Origin of the sequence: Lichenibacterium minor, assembly GCF_004137685.1 — a bacterium.
Taxonomy (GTDB): domain Bacteria; phylum Pseudomonadota; class Alphaproteobacteria; order Rhizobiales; family Beijerinckiaceae; genus Lichenihabitans; species Lichenihabitans minor.
Genome location: NZ_QYBB01000005.1, coordinates 116,257 through 134,653, shown reverse-complemented (window position 1 = coordinate 134,653; position 18,397 = coordinate 116,257). Strand labels below are relative to the sequence as shown.

At 70.4% G+C, this 18,397-nt stretch carries 18 protein-coding genes and 1 pseudogene; 14 read left to right on the top strand and 5 right to left on the bottom strand.

The features are described from left to right. Positions 1-172 precede the first annotated feature (172 nt). Both D3273_RS28730 and D3273_RS06905 read left to right on the top strand, forming a co-directional pair. On the top strand, positions 173-913 hold the full coding sequence (locus D3273_RS28730; protein ID WP_207210718.1) for a hypothetical protein: 741 nt from the start codon (positions 173-175) through the stop codon (positions 911-913). A 210-nt stretch (positions 914-1,123) separates the two neighbouring features. Further along, a complete protein-coding gene (locus D3273_RS06905; protein WP_129224846.1) occupies positions 1,124-2,602 on the top strand; it encodes a carbohydrate porin in 1,479 nt (492 codons plus the stop codon). Positions 2,603-2,664: 62 nt separating this feature from the next. Here D3273_RS06905 and D3273_RS06900 read toward each other — a convergent pair whose 3' ends face one another. After that, positions 2,665-3,588, bottom strand: a complete 924-nt coding sequence (locus tag D3273_RS06900) for a manganese catalase family protein (RefSeq protein WP_129224844.1) — start codon at positions 3,586-3,588, stop codon at positions 2,665-2,667. 262 nt (positions 3,589-3,850) lie between these two features. On the opposite strand from D3273_RS06900, the gene D3273_RS28125 reads away from it, so the two are divergent. The 5 genes from D3273_RS28125 to D3273_RS06875 all read left to right on the top strand — a co-directional run bounded on the left by D3273_RS28125 (position 3,851) and on the right by D3273_RS06875 (position 7,227). Then, positions 3,851-4,348 carry a DUF892 family protein gene (locus tag D3273_RS28125; RefSeq protein WP_165359404.1) on the top strand — a complete coding sequence of 166 codons (498 nt, stop codon included), beginning with the start codon at positions 3,851-3,853 and terminating at the stop codon, positions 4,346-4,348. Between the two features lie 142 nt (positions 4,349-4,490). Next, on the top strand, positions 4,491-4,871 hold the full coding sequence (locus D3273_RS06890) for a hypothetical protein (RefSeq protein WP_129224840.1): 381 nt from the start codon (positions 4,491-4,493) through the stop codon (positions 4,869-4,871). Between the two features lie 47 nt (positions 4,872-4,918). Next, on the top strand, positions 4,919-5,701 hold the full coding sequence (locus D3273_RS06885; RefSeq protein ID WP_245501043.1) for a hypothetical protein: 783 nt from the start codon (positions 4,919-4,921) through the stop codon (positions 5,699-5,701). 599 nt (positions 5,702-6,300) lie between these two features. Then, positions 6,301-6,669 (top strand): septal ring lytic transglycosylase RlpA family protein, encoded by a 369-nt coding sequence (locus tag D3273_RS06880; protein ID WP_428977759.1) that lies wholly within the window; start codon positions 6,301-6,303, stop codon positions 6,667-6,669. 354 nt (positions 6,670-7,023) lie between these two features. Then, positions 7,024-7,227, top strand: a complete 204-nt coding sequence (locus tag D3273_RS06875) for a hypothetical protein (protein WP_129224836.1) — start codon at positions 7,024-7,026, stop codon at positions 7,225-7,227. A gap of 18 nt (positions 7,228-7,245) precedes the next feature. Here D3273_RS06875 and D3273_RS06870 read toward each other — a convergent pair whose 3' ends face one another. From D3273_RS06870 to D3273_RS06860, 3 genes are all read right to left on the bottom strand, one after another. Then, entirely contained in the window at positions 7,246-8,166 is a 921-nt protein-coding gene (locus D3273_RS06870; RefSeq protein WP_129224974.1) for a 50S ribosomal protein L11 methyltransferase, read from the bottom strand. Positions 8,167-8,304: 138 nt separating this feature from the next. Next, positions 8,305-8,490, bottom strand: a complete 186-nt coding sequence (locus D3273_RS06865) for a hypothetical protein (protein WP_129224835.1) — start codon at positions 8,488-8,490, stop codon at positions 8,305-8,307. Positions 8,491-8,588: 98 nt separating this feature from the next. After that, positions 8,589-8,918, bottom strand: coding sequence for a four-helix bundle copper-binding protein (locus tag D3273_RS06860; protein WP_129224834.1), 330 nt, complete (start codon positions 8,916-8,918; stop codon positions 8,589-8,591). 207 nt (positions 8,919-9,125) lie between these two features. Here D3273_RS06860 and D3273_RS06855 point away from each other — a divergent pair, with 207 nt between their 5' ends. The 7 genes and pseudogenes from D3273_RS06855 to D3273_RS06825 all read left to right on the top strand — a co-directional run bounded on the left by D3273_RS06855 (position 9,126) and on the right by D3273_RS06825 (position 17,602). Then, positions 9,126-10,487, top strand: coding sequence for a M16 family metallopeptidase (locus tag D3273_RS06855; RefSeq protein WP_129224833.1), 1,362 nt, complete (start codon positions 9,126-9,128; stop codon positions 10,485-10,487). A gap of 77 nt (positions 10,488-10,564) precedes the next feature. Further along, positions 10,565-11,845 (top strand): M16 family metallopeptidase, encoded by a 1,281-nt coding sequence (locus D3273_RS06850; RefSeq protein WP_129224832.1) that lies wholly within the window; start codon positions 10,565-10,567, stop codon positions 11,843-11,845. A 39-nt stretch (positions 11,846-11,884) separates the two neighbouring features. Continuing rightward, on the top strand, positions 11,885-12,310 hold the full coding sequence (locus tag D3273_RS06845; protein ID WP_129224831.1) for a GFA family protein: 426 nt from the start codon (positions 11,885-11,887) through the stop codon (positions 12,308-12,310). A 79-nt stretch (positions 12,311-12,389) separates the two neighbouring features. Beyond that, positions 12,390-12,806 (top strand): annotated as a pseudogene (locus D3273_RS06840) (cell wall hydrolase); the annotation flags it as partial. 203 nt (positions 12,807-13,009) lie between these two features. Next, positions 13,010-14,977: a DNA primase gene (gene dnaG / locus D3273_RS06835; protein WP_129224829.1), complete on the top strand. Its 1,968-nt coding sequence runs from the start codon at positions 13,010-13,012 to the stop codon at positions 14,975-14,977. A gap of 154 nt (positions 14,978-15,131) precedes the next feature. Beyond that, entirely contained in the window at positions 15,132-17,186 is a 2,055-nt protein-coding gene (gene rpoD / locus D3273_RS06830; protein WP_129224827.1) for an RNA polymerase sigma factor RpoD, read from the top strand. Positions 17,187-17,344: 158 nt separating this feature from the next. After that, positions 17,345-17,602, top strand: a complete 258-nt coding sequence (locus D3273_RS06825) for a hypothetical protein (RefSeq protein ID WP_129224825.1) — start codon at positions 17,345-17,347, stop codon at positions 17,600-17,602. A gap of 46 nt (positions 17,603-17,648) precedes the next feature. Here D3273_RS06825 and D3273_RS06820 read toward each other — a convergent pair whose 3' ends face one another. After that, a complete protein-coding gene (locus tag D3273_RS06820) occupies positions 17,649-18,356 on the bottom strand; it encodes a hypothetical protein (RefSeq protein WP_129224823.1) in 708 nt (235 codons plus the stop codon). Positions 18,357-18,397: the final 41 nt, after the last annotated feature.

The window sequence follows — 18,397 nt, the reverse complement described above, 5'->3', positions numbered from 1 at the left end:
GAGCCGCAGATACTTGCATCGTACATCTCACCTGGGCCGCGGCGGCAGGTTGAATTACGATGAACGGCAGATGAACGCATTAACGTTGAACATGTCGCAGGGCTGTTCTGTGGAACAAAGCCGTTCGAGCGGGCATTCCTTTCCCGAAGACGATGTATCAGGACGGGACACCATGTTCTCAGTATCATTCGGTTCCTACGGTGGGACGATCAAGAAGGCGGCCACGGCCGGCCTCGCGGCGCTGTCGCTCGGCGCCATGGTGATGGCGACGACCGACACCGCGGAAGCCCGCGGCGGCTTCGGCGGCGGTCGCGGCTTCGGCGGTGGCGGCGTGTTCCGCCACGGCGGCTTCGGCGGCGGCTTCGGCCGCGGGGGATTCGGCGGGTTCCGCGGCGGGTTCGGCCGCGGCGGGTTCGGCGGGTTCCGCGGCGGCTATGGCCGTTTCGCCGGCTTCCGCGGCGGCTACGGCGGGTTCGGCCGCGGACGCTTCGGATATCGCCGGTTCGGGTACGGCTTCCCGCTCGCGGTCGGGCTGGGCCTCGGTTACGGGCTGGGCTACGGCTACGGTGGTTACGGCGGCTACGGTGGTTACGGGTACGGCGACGGCGGCTATGGGGACGCCGGCTACGAGGGCTACGGCGCCGGCCAGGGTTACGGCTATGGCGGTCAGGGCTACGGCGGCCAGGGCTACGGTGGCCAGGGCTACGGCGGAGAAGGCTACGCCGGCGGCTATGGGGCGGGCCAGGGCTATGGCGCTGGCGAAACCTACGGGCGGGGCTACGGCACCGGATACCGCACGGCGGGCTACGCGCCGGGCTACGGCTACGAGTATGCGGGGCGTCGCCGCGGCGTCTACAGCTGCCGCCCCTACCGGGAAGCCCACACGCGCCTCGAGCGCAAATATTGCCGCTGACATCGCACCGCGGACCGAATGGATGAGAAAGGCGGCCTCGCGGCCGCCTTTCCTGTTTTCCCTGCCGGGATCGCCCGCCCCGCGTGCCTCCGACGATGTCGGGTCGCGCGAGGGCGCGGCGACCCGTGCCTCCTTCCCGCCGTCGCTCAGCCCGGCTAAAGGTCGGCCCGACCCGTGCCAGCCGCAGCACGCCACCCGGGAAGCGAACACATGCGGCGCCGGCGCCCTTCCACGCTGAAGTTCGTCCTCGCCCTGGCCGGCGCGACTGCGGCGATCGCCCTTCCCGCGGGAGCGCAATCCACCCTGCCGGCGCCGGCCGTCCCGACCGGGTCGGGCAACCTGCCCGACCTCGGCGGCACGCCGCAGACCTCGGACCAGACCGCCGCGCAGGGGACGCCGGACCAGGGCAACACGTCGATCCAGTCGTCGCTGGGCCCCTACGGCGATCCCGGAGGCTTGCGCGCCTCGCTGGCGCAGCGGGGCGTCACCTACAGCCTCGTCTTCATCGGGGAAACGCTGGGCAACCCGTCCGGCGGAGCCCGGCAGGGCATCATCGGCGAGGGACGGCTCGACCTGCAGGTCAACGTGGACCTGGCCAAGGCCATCGCGCTCGACGGGGCGACCCTGCACGCCAACGGCTACAAGATCTTCGGCGACGGCCTCAGCCGCAACGACCTCCTGAACCTGTCCTTCGCCAGCGGCATCGAGGGTCTGCCCTCGACGCGGCTCTACGAGGTTTGGTTCGAACAGGTCGCGATGGGAGGCAAGGTGGCCCTGAAGCTCGGCCAGATCGGCGCCGACACCGAGTTCCTGGCGAGCCAATACGCGGCCCTGTTCGTCAATTCGACGTTCGGCTGGCCCAACATCACGGGCTACGACCTGCCGAGCGGCGGCCCGGCCTATCCGGTGGCCACGCCCGGCATCCGCCTGAAACTGGCCCCGAACGACCGGCTCACGGTGCTGGCCGGCGTCTTCGACGGCGACCCAGCGGGCGCGGCGAAGGTCGGCGCCACGGCCGAGCCCGGCAAGCTCGATCGCTACGGCACGAACTTCCGGGTGACCGACCCACCCTTCGTCATAGCGGAAGCCGCCTACACCTACGGCGGCAGGGACGGGACGCTCCTGCCCGGCATCGCCAAGCTGGGCGGTTGGGAGAACTTCGGCAGCTTCGCCGCCACCATCCCGACGGGCGCGGGGCTGTCGCTCGGATCCGGAACGGGTCGGCTGCGCGGCAACGACGGCCTCTACGGCTTGGTGGACCAGATGGTGTATCGCGTGCCGGGCGTGGACGACGGCGCCGTCGGGGTCTTCGCGCGGCTGTCGGGCTCCCCGGGCGACCGCAACCTGATCTCCTTCTATGCCGATGCCGGCATCACGGGGAAAGGGTTGGTGCCGGGACGCGCTGACGACACCGCGGGCGTGTCCTTCGCGGCGTCGCGCATCTCCTCCGCGGCACGGCGGACGGACCGGCTGGAGCGGGCCTCGCTCGGCGTGCCCTACCCGATCCGCTCGAACGAGCTGCTGTTCGAAGCCTCGTATCAGGCGCAGGTCGTGCCGGGCTTCACGTTGCAGCCCGACATCCAGTACGTGGTGCGCCCCGGGGGCGGCATCCCGAACCCCGACGGGACCGATTTCCGCCGGATCCGCAACGCGGCCGTCGTCGGCGTGAGGGCGACCGTTCAATATTGAGGGCCGCAGCCGCCGAGGGGGTCGGGCGACCCCCTCGGCGGTTCACCCTGGCCTGCCGTCCGTCAGCGGGACGCCTTGTACAGCCGGGTGGCGATCTCGAACATCTCTTCCGGCGCGTAATCGGGCGTGAAGGCCGATGCGACGCCGGCGAGGTCGTGGATCTTGCCGCCCTCCGGCACGCCGTCGACGATCTCCAGGTCGCCCTTGGGGTCGCCCGGCAGGGCGGTCTCGCCGTTGCCCCAGATGCCGGCCATGTTCTTGTAGTCGTTGGGGCTCCAGGTGTAGAGGCGGCGGTGGGACCCCTCGTCCAGGTACTTCTGGCATTCCGGGATGCGGCTGAGGTCGATGTTGGGGGTCGGCAGCATCTTCTCGATGGCGACGCCCGTCACCTGCTTGATCGCCAGCGCATAGGCATGGGCGTGGACCGAGCCGCGCACGAGCAGGTAGGCGCAGACCTCGCGTCCGGTCGCCTCCTTCATGGTCTCGTAGACGCGGAGCTTGTGGAGGCGCGCGCCGCATTCGAGGTGGAAGTTGTGGAGCAGGTCGACCACCACGTTGCCGGTGGTGGTGACGAAATCCATGTTCCAGGACGCCCCGTTGGCGTTCATCGGCATGGAGCCCCCGCCGTTCGACAGGAACGAGCTCGCCGAGCGGATGTCCTGCATGTCGGCCCAGGGTGCGCCCGAGATGTCGGCGCCGCCCGCTTCGCTGCCCTTCTTGTCGGGCCCGTTGTTCAGCATCGCCACGCCGTTGGACACGAGCTCGAGGTGGCCCAGTTCTTCGGCGGTGATGGACGCGACCAGCTGATAGAAAGGCTGAAGCTTCGACTTGGAGCGGAAGTTGAAGCTTTGGAACATGTAGTTGCCGAGGGTCGACATCTCGCCGTACTTGCCGCCGAGCAGCTCCTGCAGGGCCGCCGCGGCGTTGGGGTCGGCCCTCTTCGGCGCGGGCAGTTCGGCCTGCAGCTTGTCGATGCGCATGAACATGGTTTCGTCTCCTGTTTCACCGTGCCAACACGCCCGCCCGGAGATGGGTCCCAAAATGACGTGCATGCGGAAAAGTCGAAGTGCCGCGGACAACGGTCGACCAACCGCCTCTTCTTTTGGCAGAACAGCATCGAAGGCCGCCGTTTCCACCCGGCTCGGGTCGGCCGTGCGCCGGAAGGACGCAGGCCGAACCAACGGCGGTGGGATCGGCTTCCGCTTCCGACCCGGGCGGCCGACGCCCGGACCGGACGACGGATGCACCATGAGCGACACCAACACGGCCAAGGACAGCTATCTCACGGGGCTGCGCAACCAGCACGCCGTGGAAACTCAGGCCATCGGGACGATCCAGAACGAGCTTCCCCGCATGAAGCCCTACCCCGAGCTTTACGCGCGGATGCAGCAGGACCACGAGCGCTCGACCCAGCAGGCGGCCCGGCTCGACGACCTCCTCGCTAAGCACGGATCGAGCAAGTCGCTCGCCAAGGAGGCCGTGACGGGCGCAGTCGCCACCCTGGCGGGCTTCGCCCACGTGACCGCGGGCGACGAGGTGCTGAAGAACGTCCTCGCCGCCATCGGCTACAAGGCCTACGAGATCGCCTCCTACAAGGTGCTCCTCACCCTGGCCGAAGCGTCCGGCGCGTCCGAGGACAAGGCGGTCCTGGAAACCTCCATGAAGGAGGAGCAGGAGATGGGCGACTGGCTCGGCGAGCACATCCCCTCCTTCGTGCACGCCTACCTCGGGCAGAAGGACGCCTGACCGGCCGGGGCCGCCGACGCGTCGGACGGGGACCGCGCGGTCCCGTCCGAGCGCCGGCACCGAGCGCTCGTTCCCGGGGCCTTTCGGGGAACCCGGGGCCGCCCCGTCCATTGTCCGGCGGAACCGTACCGGAGGAAACGACGTGCGCACCCTACCCTTCCTCGCCGCCCTGGCCTTCCTGACGGCGGGCGCCGCCCAGGCCCAGACCACCGCGACCCCGCCCAACAACGCCGCGCCCCCGCGGGGCACGGGCCAGGACAACGATGCCGTGAACCCGATGGGCAACGTGTCGTCCAGCGTCAACGCGTCCGGCACCGTGCGGATGGTGTCCATGGCCGACCTCGCCAAAGGCGCCAACAGCTTCACGGAGGGACAGGCCCGCGCGCGGATCGCCGGGGCCGGTTTCAAGGACGTGACGCCGCTGACCAAGGACGAGAACGGCATCTGGCGCGGCCACGGGGGCCGCGAAGGCCGGACCGTCGACGTCGGCTTCGACTACAAGGGCCAGGTCGCCTTCCAGTGATCGCCGCCGGCGATCCCCATCACCAGCCTCTCGAGGAGCGAACCGACATGGCGACCCAGACCCTGACGGCCCTGTTCGACCGCTACGAGGACGCCGCCGACACGGTGCGGCGCCTCGAAGCCGCCGGCGTGCCGCACGACGACATCAGCCTCGTCTCGAACGACGCATCGCACAGCCAATATTACGGCGCCGTCCCGGGCGACGCCGAGCCGATGTCGGACGCGCATCATCCCGGCACCAACGCCGGTGCCTCGCTCGGCACGCTTCTCGGCGGCGGCGCGGGCCTGCTCGCGGGCCTGGGCATGCTGGCGATCCCGGGCCTCGGCCCCGTGGTGGCGGTGGGCTGGCTGGCCTCCACCCTGCTCGGCGCCGGCGTCGGCGCGGCCGCGGGCGGCATCGTCGGCTCGCTGACCGACATCGGCGTGAGCGAGACGGACGCCCATGCCTATGCCGAGGGCGTTCACCGCGGTGGCACGCTGCTCACCGTCAAGGCCGACAGCGGCGCGGTGGACCGGCTGAGCGACATCCTCGACCACGACACCGCCGTGCACATGCCGGAGCGCGAAGGCTCGTGGCGCGGCGAAGGCTGGGACGGACAGTACGTCGGCCGCGGCGTCGTCACGGGCACCCCCGTCTTCACCGACCCGTCCATGCTGGCCCCCGCGCCCGGCACGACGTCGTCGCCCGCTCCGGACCTCGACGTCCCGGCCGGCGGCGTCGCCGGCGTGCCCAGCATCGGGGCCACCAGCCCGACCGCCGGTGCCCTGCCCCCGGACAGGCTCGGGACGGGCGACCGGCGCGGCCGCGTCCGCATCTACGACGGACGCTGATCGTCCCGGTCCGAGGGCCGAACGCGAAGGGCGGCGCTCCGGCGCCGCCCTTTTTCATGCGCCGAGGCCCCCATCCACGCCGCCGCGACGCCCGTGTCGCCGGCATCCGCACGGCGAATCAGCCCCCGGGTTCCGGTTTTCACCGCGTGAAAGCGGGCCCGTGTGCGACAGAATGTCTCGAAAATTCTGCGGAACTGGCGGTTACGGCGGTCGGATTCCGGATTCTGAACGGGCGTTCATGGGACCGTTCGGGGCGACAGGCGATGCGTCAGCGCCGTTTTCGGCGGCGATGCCCGGCTCGCGGAGGGCGGCGCTCGTTTCTTGGGCGATGCCTGGGCCCACCTTGGGTCACGGTGTCCTATATGTGTGACACCTTATGCCCCCAAGGTCTCCCAAGTATATATCGGTCTCGCCATGTATAACGTTTCGTTAACGCTTTCACCCGCAGAAGACCCGCCTGCAACAGACCATATCGACAGATCAACCCCGGCAGCACGGTTGTAGAGCCCCGCTCATTCGGGCCGTTTCGCCTCCCACATTCTCGCCCCAAACCAACCTATGTTGCCGGACCGTTCGAAACGGTCAGGGAACGATCGATAGTGAAGTTCAAGGTCCTCGCAGTATCCGCCCTCGTCTTGTCGGGCTCGTTCGTCGCTTCGGCGGCCGAAGCCCACACCCATCGCTCCGCACGGGGTGGTGGTCTCGCATCCTGGTACGGCCCCGGCTTCGGCGGTCACCGGACGGCGAGCGGGGAGCGCTTCAACGCCGGGGCCTTCACGGCCGCGCACCGCTTCCTGCCCTTCGGCTCCCAGGTCCGCGTCACCAGCCGGCGGACCGGCCGGTCCATCGTGGTCCGGATCAACGACCGCGGGCCCTTCGCGGCCGGCCGCATCATCGACCTGACCCCCGCCGCCTCGCGGGCACTGGGCATGCAGGGCACCGAGCCGGTGACGCTGGCGCGGCTCTGAAGGCAGCGGTCGGCCCGTCCGCCGTCCGTCGACGGCCGGCCGGCGCCGTCGCCCGCGCGGTGTGCCTCATACGCACTGCGGCGCGGTCCGCGTCGGCTGGCCTGACGGGACCGGCAGGACAGTGTCGCCAAACCGTCACGAAGCGTTGCCGGACGCGAATGCCTGCCCTGCTGCGATGCAGAAACGGGCGTTTGTGCGATGCAATATGAGGCGGACGGCTTATCTCGAGGTCACACCAACCCGATGGGTTTCGTGGGTGGCCTCGACCTTCATCGGTGGGCGGGGTCACCCGGATTTGCGGGTGGGAGCCGGCGCCATGGGCGCGGGCGCCCGCCCACCGACAAGAAGAAGACCATGCGCACCATCGCCAAACTCGCCCATCTGGGCACCAACGGCGGGCGATCCCCGCTGTCCGACATGTTCGAGCACGTCCGCCGCGCGCTGACCGCCGCGGCACCCGACCGTCGCCCGTCCCGCCCGCTGCAGGACATCGACGGCTGGTCCGACCAGGCCGAGGTCGCCTACTACGAGGGTTGTCGCGCCAGCCGCTGCCTGTGAGCAGCGGCGCCTCCGGGCTCAGGCCGCGAGGCGTTTCCGGAGCGTCAGCGTGGCCCAGCCCTCGAGTTCGCCGCGGCGCACCAGCGCGAAGCCCTGCATGCCGTAGCTCGACAGGATGCCGCGCACGTCGCGCGGCAGCAGGCCCGACAGGATCAGATCCGCGCCCGGCGCCGCGTGAGCGGAGATGGCCGGCGCCAGCATGCGCAGGGGCCGGGCCAGGATGTTGGCCAGGATGAGGTCGTAGGGCGCGTTCCGCTTCAGCTTGAGGTGCTGCAGGCCTGCCGCCACCACGGGCCGGATGTGGGGCGCCACCCCGTTCAGAACGGCATTGTTGCGCGCCGCCCCGACCGCGACGGCGTCGAGGTCGCCGCAGTAGATTTCCGTCTTCAGGGCCAGCGCGGCCGCCATGGCGAGCACGCCCGTCCCGGTCCCGAGGTCGACGACCCGGCGGGGCCGGCGGCGCTTCAGCACGGCATCAAGCGCGAGCAGGCAGCCCCGCGTCGTGCCGTGGTGGCCGGTGCCGAAGGCCAGCGCGGCCTCGATCTCCAGCGCCAGGTCGTTCGACCGCACGACGTCCCGGTCGTGCCGCCCATGGACGAGGAAGCGGCCGGCCCGCACCGGCGCCAAGCCGGTCAGCGAGCGCTGCACCCAGTCCTGCTGGGCGATCTCCTCCGTGACCACGGTCGCGGCGAGCTCGTCGCCCATGGTGTCGGCGATCAGCGCCCGGATCCGCGCCTCGTCGACGCCTCGTCCGAAGTAGATCTCGACGATCCAGGGCCTGGGGTCGAGGACGCTGGCCTCGTCCTCGAAGGAGGCGGCGGCCGTTTCGGCGGGGTCGAAGACCTCCATCACGAAATCGGCGGCGGCGCGGGCGCGCGCCTCGTCGCAGGTGAACCGCAGCAGTTGCGCCGCGTCGTTGGGGGGCAGGCCTTCGAGCATGACCGCGGCTAGCACGGCGGCCCGCGCCTGTCATCGGCGGGGAGCCGGGCCGAAGGACCCCGAACGACGAAAGCCGCCCCGCGGGTCGCGCGGGACGGCTTCCGGTCGATCGGATCGGGCCTCAGCGGCCCGACGGGATCACTTCTTCTTCTTGGCCATGTGGTGGCCGACCGCGCAGCCGGCGGCGGCGCCGAGCAGGCCGTGGTGGCCGGCCACGTGGCCGGCGACGCCGCCCGCCGCGGCGCCCGCCAGGCAACCCGCCGACGCGGTGCCGACGGAGCCGAGCAGGGCCAGGGCGGCGACGGAAAGGATGATGCTGCGCATGACGGGGCTCCCTGATGTCTTCTGCCTGGACAACGCGACGGACGCGGAAGCGTTCACGCCCGGATGCGAAAAAATGAGCAGGGGCTCAGCCCGGACCCTCAGCCCATCGCCGCGCAGGAGGCCGCGCAGGCCCGGCAAGCCTTCACGCAATCGTCCATGTCGCCGACCGCTTCGCAGCTGTCCGCGCATTTGGTGGCGATCTCGGCGCATTCCGGGGCCAAGTGCTTCGCGTGCGGCGACCCCAGGAGCATCAGGTGGGCGTGGGTGCGGCACACTTCCGCGCAGGCCAACATCAGGCGGAAGTGGTTTTGCTCGACGTGCGGGCCGCCGACCTTCAGGCAGTGGTTCGACGCCATGGCGAGGCAGGTCGCGTAGCAGGTCAGGCAGGTTTCGACGCAGCTCCGGGCTGCGGGGGAAAGCATGTCCATGGCGGTCCTCGTGGAGTGCCGGGGTCGGGCCTGGGAAACGTCCCCGCCCCGCCGAAGGTCCGGGGCGCTCCCGCCGCGGGCCTGGACATTCTGACAAGAGTTGTCACATTGGACGCGAGAACCCGTGTCGAACGCGGGCCTCGGGTCCGCGGGGGAGAATGGCTCGGCGGGTCCCAGCCTCCTCCTCCAGCGCGCAGACCCCGGCCCATGTCTCCTGTCGCTCCGCTTTCCTCCGCCTCGGGTCACCAGACTTCGGGTCTCACCGGCGCGCCCGCCGACGGCACGGCCTCGACCGGCCCGAACATCACCACCGGCCGCCTCGACAACGGCCTCGAACTCGTGGTCATCCCCGACCACCGCGCCCCCGTGGTCACCCACATGGTTTGGTACCGCAACGGTTCGGCCGACGACCCGGTGGGCAAGTCGGGCATCGCGCATTTCCTGGAACACCTGATGTTCAAGGGCACGGCGACGCATCCTCAGGGCAAGTTCTCGGAAACCGTGGCGGAGCTCGGCGGGCAGGAGAACGCCTTCACGTCCAACGACTACACGGCCTATTTCCAGCGCATCGCCAAGGAGCACCTCGGCACGCTGATGGGCTACGAGGCCGACCGCATGACCGGGCTCGTCCTGTCGGACGAGGTGGTGGATCCCGAGCGGGACGTGGTGCTCGAGGAGCGCCGCATGCGGACCGACACCGACCCGTCCCAGCAGCTGTCCGAAGCCGTGCAGGCGTCGCTGTTCCCGAGCCATCCCTACGGCAAGCCGATCATCGGCTGGAAGCACGAGATCGAGACGCTCGATCGCCGCGACGCCTTCAACTACTACAACCGCTTCTATACGCCCGAGAACGCGATCCTCATCGTCGCCGGGGACGTCGATTTCGACGAGGTGAAGCGCTTGGCCGAGGACACCTACGGCAAGATCCCGGCGCGGGGCGAAGCCCCGGTGCGGGTGCGCCCGCAGGAGCCGCCGCCGCACGCGCACCGGCTCGTGACGCTGGCCGACCCCAAGGTCGAGCAGCCGAGCGCGCAGCGCATCTACCTCGTGCCGTCGTACCGCACCGGCGGGAAGGACGCGATGGCGCTCGAAGTCATGGCCCACCACCTCGGCGGCGGCCAAACCTCGACGCTCTACAAGGCGCTCGTGCTGGACGAGAAGATCGCCGTCGCGGCCGGAGCCTACTACATGGGCACGTCGCTCGACGACACGCGGTTCTACGTTTGGGCCATGCCCAACGAGGGCGTGTCGCTGGAAAAGCTCGACGCGGGGATCGACGCCGTGGTCCGGGCGGTGTCGACCACCCTGGCCGACGCCGCCGACCTCGCCCGCGCCAAGACGCGGCTCGTGGCCGATGCCGTCTACGCGCAGGACAACCAGGCCACGCTGGCGCGCTGGTACGGCGCGGCCCTGACGACGGGCCTGACCGCCGAGGACGTCGCGCGCTGGCCCGACGGCATCGACGCCGTGACGGCCGAGGACGTCCGCGACGTCGCCGCCGCCTGGCTCGACAAGAAGCGCGCCGTGACGGGCTTCCTGGTGCCGGCGCCCGAGGCCGCCGCCGCCTGACCCGACACTCGCGCCTGCCGGCGGGCACGGGTCATCCCGTGCCCGCTCCCGTTTCCGACGCCCCGCCCGGACCTCCCATGACCGCCATCACCGCCATCAAGCCCGTGTCCCGCGCCGCCACCGTGCAGAAGGTGCGCTCGCCGGGGGGCATCGAAGCCTGGCTGGTCGAGGACTATGCGGTGCCGCTCGTCGCCATCGACTTCTCCTTCAAGGGCGGCGCCGCCCAGGACCCCCAGGGCAAGGCCGGCACGTCCGCCATGATGGCGAGCCTTCTCGACGAGGGCGCGGGCGACCTCGATTCCGAGGGCTTCCACCGCGCGCTCGACGACCGCGCCATCGAGATCTCCTTCGGCGCCGACCGCGACGCCGTGTCGGGCCGCCTGAAGACGCTGAGCCGCTCCGTCGAGGAAGCGGTCGACCTGCTGCGCCTCGCCGTCAACGCGCCGCGCTTCGACGCCGACGCGGTGGACCGCGTGCGGGCCCAGATCACCGCGAGCTTCCGCCGCGAAGCCAAGGACCCCGACTCGCTGGCCGGCCGCGGCTGGCGTGAATCGGCCTTCCCGGGCCACCCCTACGGGCAAGCGGTGCGGGGCACGGCGGAGTCGCTCGCCGGCGTGTCGCGCACCGACCTCGTGGACATGTACGGCCGCACGCTGTCGCGGCGCGACCTCAAGATCGCGGCCGTGGGCGCCATCGATGCCGCCAAGCTCGGCCAGATGCTCGACCGCGCCTTCGGCGACCTCGCTTTCGGCGGGGCGCTCGCGGCGGTCGCCCCGGTCGAGGTGGCGGCCGGGGGCGCCCCGCAGATCATCGACCTCGACATCCCGCAATCGACGATCCGCTTCGGCCTGCCAGGCATCCCGCGGCGCGACCCGGACCACATGGCGGCCGTGGTGGTGAACCACATCCTCGGCGGCGGCGTGTTCTCGGCCCGGCTGTTCCGCGAAGTGCGCGAGAAGCGCGGCCTCGCCTATTCGGTCTATTCGCACCTGTCGACCTTCGACCGCACGTCGATCTTCGGCGGCGGCACCTCGACCAAGAACGAGCGCGCGAAGGAGTCGCTCGACGTCATCGCCGAGCAGATCCACGACCTCGCCACCGACGGCCCCACGGCCGACGAGCTCGACAAGGCCAAGAAGTTCCTCACCGGCTCCTATGCGCTGCGCTTCGACACGTCGCTGAAGATCGCGAGCCAGCTCGTGAACCTGCAGACGGAAGGCTTCGACGTGTCGTACCTCGACGAGCGCAACGGCATGATCGAGGCCGTGACGCTGGACGACGCCAAGCGCGTCGGCGCCCGCATGCTGGGCTCGGGGCCTCTGCTGACGACGATCGTGGGGCGGCCCGAGGGGTTCTGAACGGGGACGGGCGTTCCGGCCCCGCGGCGGGAGGTCGGCATGGACGCGTTCACTGGCGGATGCCTGTGCGGCGACCTCCGGTTCCGAACCTCGGGCCAGCCCCTCCGTGTCGGTCTCTGCCACTGCATCGACTGCCGCAAGCATCACGGGGCGCTGTTCTACGCGGCCGCCATCTTTCCCGAGGGCAGCGTCGAGATCGAGGGCGAGCACCGCGACTTCAGGGGACGGCACTTCTGCCCGACCTGCGGCTCGTCCGTCTTCGCGCGGGTTCCGGGCGAGATCGAGGTGCACCTCGGTTCGTTCGATGAACCCGACCGCTTCACGCCGTCCTACGAGAATTGGACCGCGCGCCGTGAAGCCTGGCTGCCGCCGTTCCCGCTCGTGACGAGCCACGAGCGCGACCGGGACGGACCCGACCGCGGCTGCGGAGAAACCCCGGCTCCGCGATCCAGTCCGAACTGTTAAGCTTCCTGTGGACTCCTCGTGCGGTCGCCCGCCGCCCGAGGTCCGTCCCATGCCGTCCATCCCGTCGCTCAGGCCGGCCCTGGTCCTCGCGGCGGCGCTCCCCCTGCTGGCGGGCTGCGCGGGCTCGCAGCTCACCGACCACGATTGCATGGCGCGCGTGATGTATTTCGAGTCGAACCGCTCCAGCCCCGACGGCATGCTGGCCGTGGGCACGACGGTGATGAACCGGCTCGACAACCCCAAATATCCGAAAAGCGTCTGCGAGGTGGTGGGGCAGCGCAACCAGTTCGCGCCCGGCGTGCTCGACCGGCCGGTGAACCCGCGCGAAGCGGCGCTGTCGTCGCGCATGGCCGACAAGGTGCTGTCCGGCGAGCGCCACCCGCAGCTGCCGCCCAACGCCATGTTCTTCCACACGGCGGGGCTGACCTTCCCCTACACCAACATGCATTACCTGCTGGTGGCGGGCGGCAACGCCTTCTACGAGAAGCTCGGCCGCGCCGAGATGGCCGCCCTCGCCCGCGCGACGCCCCGCCCGACCGAAGCCGCGAGCCCGCGCCAGGACGCGGCGGAAGCGGGGCAGAGCTACGCGTCCACCTTCGACCCCGCGGCCGCGGACGCCGCATCGGGCGACGGCGAGGCGGCACCCGAATAGGGCGGCGGCCGGTTTCCCCACCTCCCACGCGGCCCTATATCGACTCCATGCGCTTCACCCCGGAATTCCTCGACGAGATCAAGAACCGGGTGAACGTGTCCGACGTCGTCGGGCGGCGGGTGCGGCTGAAGAAGCAGGGGCGCGAGTGGCGCGGCCTGTCGCCCTTCAACGCCGAGAAGACGCCGTCCTTCTACGTCAACGACGCCAAGATGGCGTGGTTCGACTTCTCCTCCGGGCGCAACGGCAACATCTTCGATTTCGTCATGGCGACGGACGGCCTGTCCTTCCCCGAGGCCGTCGAAGCGTTGGCGGGCGAGGCCGGGCTCGACCTGCCGAAGGCCACAGCCGAATCCGTCGAGCGAGACAAGAAGCGCACCGGGCTCGTCGAGGTGATGGAGCTGGCCGCCCAGTTCTTCGAAGCGGTGCTCAAGGGCTCGCACGGCGGGCGCGGCCGCGACTACGTGGCGTCCCGCGCCATCGCGCCCGCCGTCCAGGCCGAGTTCCGGCTCGGCTACGCGCCGGGGGAGCGCTACGCGCTGCGCGACCACCTGGCCGGCAAGGGCGCCTCCGTCGAGGTGATGTGCGAGGCGGGGCTGCTGAACCACGGCGAGGGCATCGCGGTGCCCTACGACAAGTTCCGCGACCGAGTGATCTTCCCCATCCAGGATCGCTCCGGCCGGGTCATCGCCTTCGGCGGCCGGGCGCTGGAGAAGGACGTGCCGGCGAAATACCTGAACTCGCCCGAAACGCCGCTCTTCCACAAGGGCCACCTGCTCTACAACCACCACCGCGCCCGCAAGGCCGCGCAGGACCGCGGCGCGGTGGTCTCCGTGGAAGGCTACATCGACGTCATCGCCATGCATGCCGCGGGCTTCCCCAACGTGGTGGCGGGGCTCGGCACGGCGCTGACCATCGAGCAATGCGAGCTGCTGTGGCGCATGAGCCCGGAGCCGATCCTGTGCTTCGACGGCGATGGCGCCGGGCGCCGGGCGGCCGCGAAAGCGCTCGACACGGCGCTGCCGGCCATCACGCCCGAGAAGACGCTGCGCTTCGCCTTCCTGCCGGACGGCCAGGACCCCGACGACCTCGCCAAGAGCGGCGGCGGCGGCGCCATCGGGGCCGTGCTGGCGGGCGCGAAGCCGCTGGTCGAGGTGCTTTGGAGCCGCGAAACCGAGGCGACCACGCTCGACACGCCGGAACGGCGGGCCGGGCTGAAGCATCGGCTCGGCGAACTCGCCAAGCAGATCGGCGACGAAACGCTGCGGCGCTACTACCAGCAGGAGCTTTACGGCCGGCTCGACGCGCTGACGGGCGGACCGCGCCGCGGCGGCAACCCGGGCGGCGGCCCGGGCGGCGGGCGTGCGCCTCAGGCGGGCGGCGGGCGGCCCACCTCGCCCTTCGCGCCCCCGGGCCGCCCACGCTTCGGCAGCCCGCCTCCCCTGCGCGGCTACCGCGGCTCCGCGCCGGCGCAGCTCAGCGCCGGCCTGGCGCGCGGGCCCGAGGCGGCGGGCCCCGGCTTCAAGCGGCGCGAGCTCGAGATCCTCACCATCGTGATGAACCATCCCGCGCTGCTCGACCACCACGCCGAGGGCTTGAGCGAGCTCGCCTTCGAAGCGCCGGAGTTGGGGGCGTTGAGGGACCGCATGGTGGAACTCCTGTCCGAGCACGTGCTCGACCACGAGACCTTCAAGGCCGCCCTCGACCTCCGCGGTTCGGGCGACCTCCGGCGCCGCGTGCAGGCCCTGGCGGAGCGCGCGCCGCTGTGGTCGACGGGGCCGGCCGCCGCCCCGGAGGACGCCGAGCTGAGCTTGCTCCAGGCCATGGCCTTGCACCGCAAGGCCCGGGACCTACATAGAGACTTGCAGGACGCACGCGACGCGCTCGCCCGTGAGCCTTCGGAAGGGCGATGGGCGGAACTCCAGGCCATTCAGGCTCACTTGGCCACCTTGGAGGGGACGGAAGCGATGGTCGAGGGCTATGGAACCCTTTCCGGCCACAGGGCTTCGGGGGATTGAGGTTTCTGGCGCTTTTCCTGCATCATGGTTAAATCGTAATTTACTGCCTTGGCGGATGGTCCTCGGCGACACGTGATCGAGGCCGGGGTCGGGCATGAGCACAGGGTTTCAGGCGAGCACGCCCAGCGGGGCGCGTGGCCGGTCGGAGCGGACGATGGCGAAAAAGGACAACGAAAAGGTCGAGGGCGAGGGCGCCGTGGCCGAGCCGGTCGCCGACAGCCCCCTGCTCGATCTGTCCGACGCCGCCGTCAAACGCATGATCAAGGCCGCCAAGCGCCGCGGCTTCGTGACCCACGACGAGCTGAACGCCGTGCTGCCCTCCGAGGAGGTCACCTCCGACCAGATCGAGGACATCTACGCCATGCTGTCCGAGATGGGCATCTCGGTCGTCGAAAGCGAGGAAGCCGAGGAAGGCGCCGAGAAGGCGGAAGCCAAGGAGGAGGAAGAGGAGGACGCCCCCGAGGGCGGCGACCTCGTCGAGGCGCCGCGCGCCACCGCGGTGGCGACCCGCACCTCCGAGCCGGCCGACCGCACCGACGACCCCGTGCGTATGTACCTGCGCGAGATGGGTTCGGTGGAGCTGCTGTCGCGCGAAGGCGAGATCGCCATCGCCAAGCGCATCGAGGCGGGCCGCGAAGCCATGATCGCGGGGCTCTGCGAGTCCCCCCTCACCTTCCAGGCCATCATCATCTGGCGGGACGAGCTCAACGACACCAAGGTGCTGTTGCGCGAGATCATCGACCTCGAGGCCACCTACGCGGGCCCCGACGGCAAGAACACGCCCAAGATCGACATGACGGCACCGGGCGCCCAGGAGGCCCTGGCGGCCCGCACCGCCGCGGCGGCCGCGCCCGCCACGGCGCCGCGCAACCCGCCTCCGGGCCTCGGCGACATGCCGATCCCCGACGATGCCTTCGAGGAGGAGGACGACATGGAGAATTCCGTGTCGCTGTCCGCCATGGAAACGGAGCTGAAGCCGAAGGTTCTCGAAACCTTCGACCGCATCGCCGATGCCTACAAGAAGCTGCGCCGCCTCCAGGACCAGAACGTCGAGAACCGGCTCGGCGGCGAAACGCTGTCGCCCGCGCAGGAGCGCAAGTACAAGGACCTCAAGAAGGCCGTCGTGGCCGACGTGAAATCCCTGTCGCTGAACCAGAACCGCATCGACGCCCTCGTCGAGCAGCTTTACGACATCAACAAGAAGCTGATCGGCACCGAGCTCAAGCTGCTGCGGCTGGCCGAAAGCTGCGGCGTGAGCCGCGAGGACTTCCTGCGCAACTATCAGAACTCCGAGCTCGACCCGAAATGGGTACTGCGGGTGTCGAAGCTCGGCAGCCGTGGCTGGAAGGAATTCGTCGCCCGCGAGAAGGACGGCATCCACGCCCTGCGGGGCGACATCCACGTCCTGTCCACCGAGACGGGGCTGGAGATCGTCGAATTCCGCAAGATCGTCCACATCGTCCAGAAGGGCGAGCGGGAAGCCCGCCAGGCCAAGAAGGAGATGGTGGAAGCCAACCTCCGCCTCGTCATCTCCATCGCCAAGAAATACACCAACCGCGGGCTGCAGTTTCTGGACCTCATCCAGGAGGGCAACATCGGCCTGATGAAGGCGGTCGACAAGTTCGAGTACCGCCGCGGCTACAAGTTTTCGACCTACGCGACCTGGTGGATCCGACAGGCCATCACGCGCTCGATCGCCGACCAGGCCCGCACCATCCGCATCCCGGTCCACATGATCGAGACGATCAACAAGATCGTGCGCACGTCGCGGCAGATGCTGCACGAGATCGGCCGCGAGCCGACCCCGGAGGAGCTGGCCGAGAAGCTGGCCATGCCGCTGGAAAAGGTGCGCAAGGTCCTGAAGATCGCCAAGGAGCCGATCTCGCTCGAAACCCCCGTGGGCGACGAGGAGGACACGCATCTCGGCGACTTCATCGAGGACAAGAACGCGATCCTGCCGATCGACGCCGCGATCCAGAGCAACCTGCGGGAAACCACGACGCGCGTCCTCGCGTCGCTGACCCCGCGTGAGGAACGCGTGCTGCGCATGCGCTTCGGCATCGGCATGAACACCGACCACACGCTGGAAGAGGTCGGCCAGCAGTTCTCGGTGACGCGCGAGCGCATCCGGCAGATCGAGGCCAAGGCGCTTCGCAAGCTGAAGCACCCGTCGCGGTCGCGGAAGCTCCGGAGCTTCCTCGACAACTGACCGCGGGGCCCGGAGCGATCCGGGCCTTTTCCGTGCAGGGAGCAACGCGGCGTTCAGCACGTCGCGCGATGGGGCGTCCTTCGGCGGAGCCCGTTAACGGCGCATCGGCCAGGGTCGGCACGCGCCGGCCGTCGGCGCCCCATCCGCCGGGATTTCCCATGCAGCGCGCCGACGATCCGCCGGTCAACGCCCCCGACGCCGCGTCGCCTCGCCCGTCGAACAACCCGATCAGCGCGGCCCTCCTGGCCGGCCTCGCCTGCATGCCGCTGGTGATCGCGACGGGGTTCCTGGTGGACCGGACGTCCGACCGCGCGACGGCGGCGGTCCCGGTCGACATCTCCGTGCTGGCGCTGCGCGGGCAGTTCGACGCCGCCCCCGACAGGAGGCCGAGCCTGCCGGCGCGCGCAGGCTACTGAGCGACGAGGCCGCCCCCTCGCGACACCCGTTCGCCGGTCTCGCGGTTCAAGGCGCGACGGACCTTCGCGCAGGGACGCGCGGCGCGGTTTCGGCGCGCCGCACCGCCGCCACGGCGGATTTCAGCGACCCCACGGCATCCGTGGCGGCCACGGCGGGCGACGGGGCCGCAGCCGTCCTGAGGCTGGCGATGTCCTCCTGCACCACTTCGAAGGGGATGCCGTAGCGGCTCCCGTCCCGGGGCGTGATCCATGCCATGCCGCCCGGCCCCGCCGCGGTGGCGAACATGACGGCGTCGGTGCCGAGGTCGAGCCGCGCCATGTAGGAGCCGATCAGCGCGTTGCTGAGCCCGTTCTCGCGGTCGATGCCCTGCCCGTCGGGAACATAGGCGGCGTGGAAGCCCACCGCCGCCGTGGCCTGCATCACCCGGGGCTTGCCCGCGAGCCAGATCAGCCCGCAGGCCGAGGAGCAGACGGCATGGGGCGCGACGTAGGTCGAGAATCCCTTGCGGGCGAGGGTGTCGCCGATCGTCAGCGCCGGAGCCAGGCGCCCCCCTGTGCTGTCGAGCTCGACGACCGCGCTGGCGAGCACGGCGGCGAAGCGCGTGAACTTCAGCTCGTCGCCGGCCGCGATCTCGCCGCGGATGGTGATCACGGGCGTCGGCCCCGAGAAGGCCGCGACGGCGATGTCGGCGGAGCGTGCCGGGCCGGCGCCCAGCAGGGCAGCCGCGACGGCGAGGAGGGCGGGGGCGCGCATGGGCGGTTTCCGATCGGCCGCTTCGAGGATAGGCCGCCGCG

What these genes read in the sequence shown, in the direction of transcription:
- dnaG (WP_129224829.1), top strand. Translation starts at nt 13,010, where the DNA reads ATGCGCTTCACCCCGGAATTCCTCGACGAGATCAAGAACCGGGTGAAC.
- rpoD (WP_129224827.1), top strand. Translation starts at nt 15,132, where the DNA reads ATGGCGAAAAAGGACAACGAAAAGGTCGAGGGCGAGGGCGCCGTGGCC.
- D3273_RS06905 (WP_129224846.1), top strand. Translation starts at nt 1,124, where the DNA reads ATGCGGCGCCGGCGCCCTTCCACGCTGAAGTTCGTCCTCGCCCTGGCC.
- D3273_RS06870 (WP_129224974.1), bottom strand. Translation starts at nt 8,166, where the DNA reads ATGCTCGAAGGCCTGCCCCCCAACGACGCGGCGCAACTGCTGCGGTTC.
- D3273_RS06820 (WP_129224823.1), bottom strand. Translation starts at nt 18,356, where the DNA reads ATGCGCGCCCCCGCCCTCCTCGCCGTCGCGGCTGCCCTGCTGGGCGCC.
- D3273_RS06885 (WP_245501043.1), top strand. Translation starts at nt 4,919, where the DNA reads ATGGCGACCCAGACCCTGACGGCCCTGTTCGACCGCTACGAGGACGCC.
- D3273_RS06900 (WP_129224844.1), bottom strand. Translation starts at nt 3,588, where the DNA reads ATGTTCATGCGCATCGACAAGCTGCAGGCCGAACTGCCCGCGCCGAAG.
- D3273_RS06845 (WP_129224831.1), top strand. Translation starts at nt 11,885, where the DNA reads ATGGACGCGTTCACTGGCGGATGCCTGTGCGGCGACCTCCGGTTCCGA.
- D3273_RS06860 (WP_129224834.1), bottom strand. Translation starts at nt 8,918, where the DNA reads ATGGACATGCTTTCCCCCGCAGCCCGGAGCTGCGTCGAAACCTGCCTG.
- D3273_RS28730 (WP_207210718.1), top strand. Translation starts at nt 173, where the DNA reads ATGTTCTCAGTATCATTCGGTTCCTACGGTGGGACGATCAAGAAGGCG.
- D3273_RS06875 (WP_129224836.1), top strand. Translation starts at nt 7,024, where the DNA reads ATGCGCACCATCGCCAAACTCGCCCATCTGGGCACCAACGGCGGGCGA.
- D3273_RS28125 (WP_165359404.1), top strand. Translation starts at nt 3,851, where the DNA reads ATGAGCGACACCAACACGGCCAAGGACAGCTATCTCACGGGGCTGCGC.
- D3273_RS06825 (WP_129224825.1), top strand. Translation starts at nt 17,345, where the DNA reads ATGCAGCGCGCCGACGATCCGCCGGTCAACGCCCCCGACGCCGCGTCG.
- D3273_RS06855 (WP_129224833.1), top strand. Translation starts at nt 9,126, where the DNA reads ATGTCTCCTGTCGCTCCGCTTTCCTCCGCCTCGGGTCACCAGACTTCG.
- D3273_RS06865 (WP_129224835.1), bottom strand. Translation starts at nt 8,490, where the DNA reads ATGCGCAGCATCATCCTTTCCGTCGCCGCCCTGGCCCTGCTCGGCTCC.
- D3273_RS06850 (WP_129224832.1), top strand. Translation starts at nt 10,565, where the DNA reads ATGACCGCCATCACCGCCATCAAGCCCGTGTCCCGCGCCGCCACCGTG.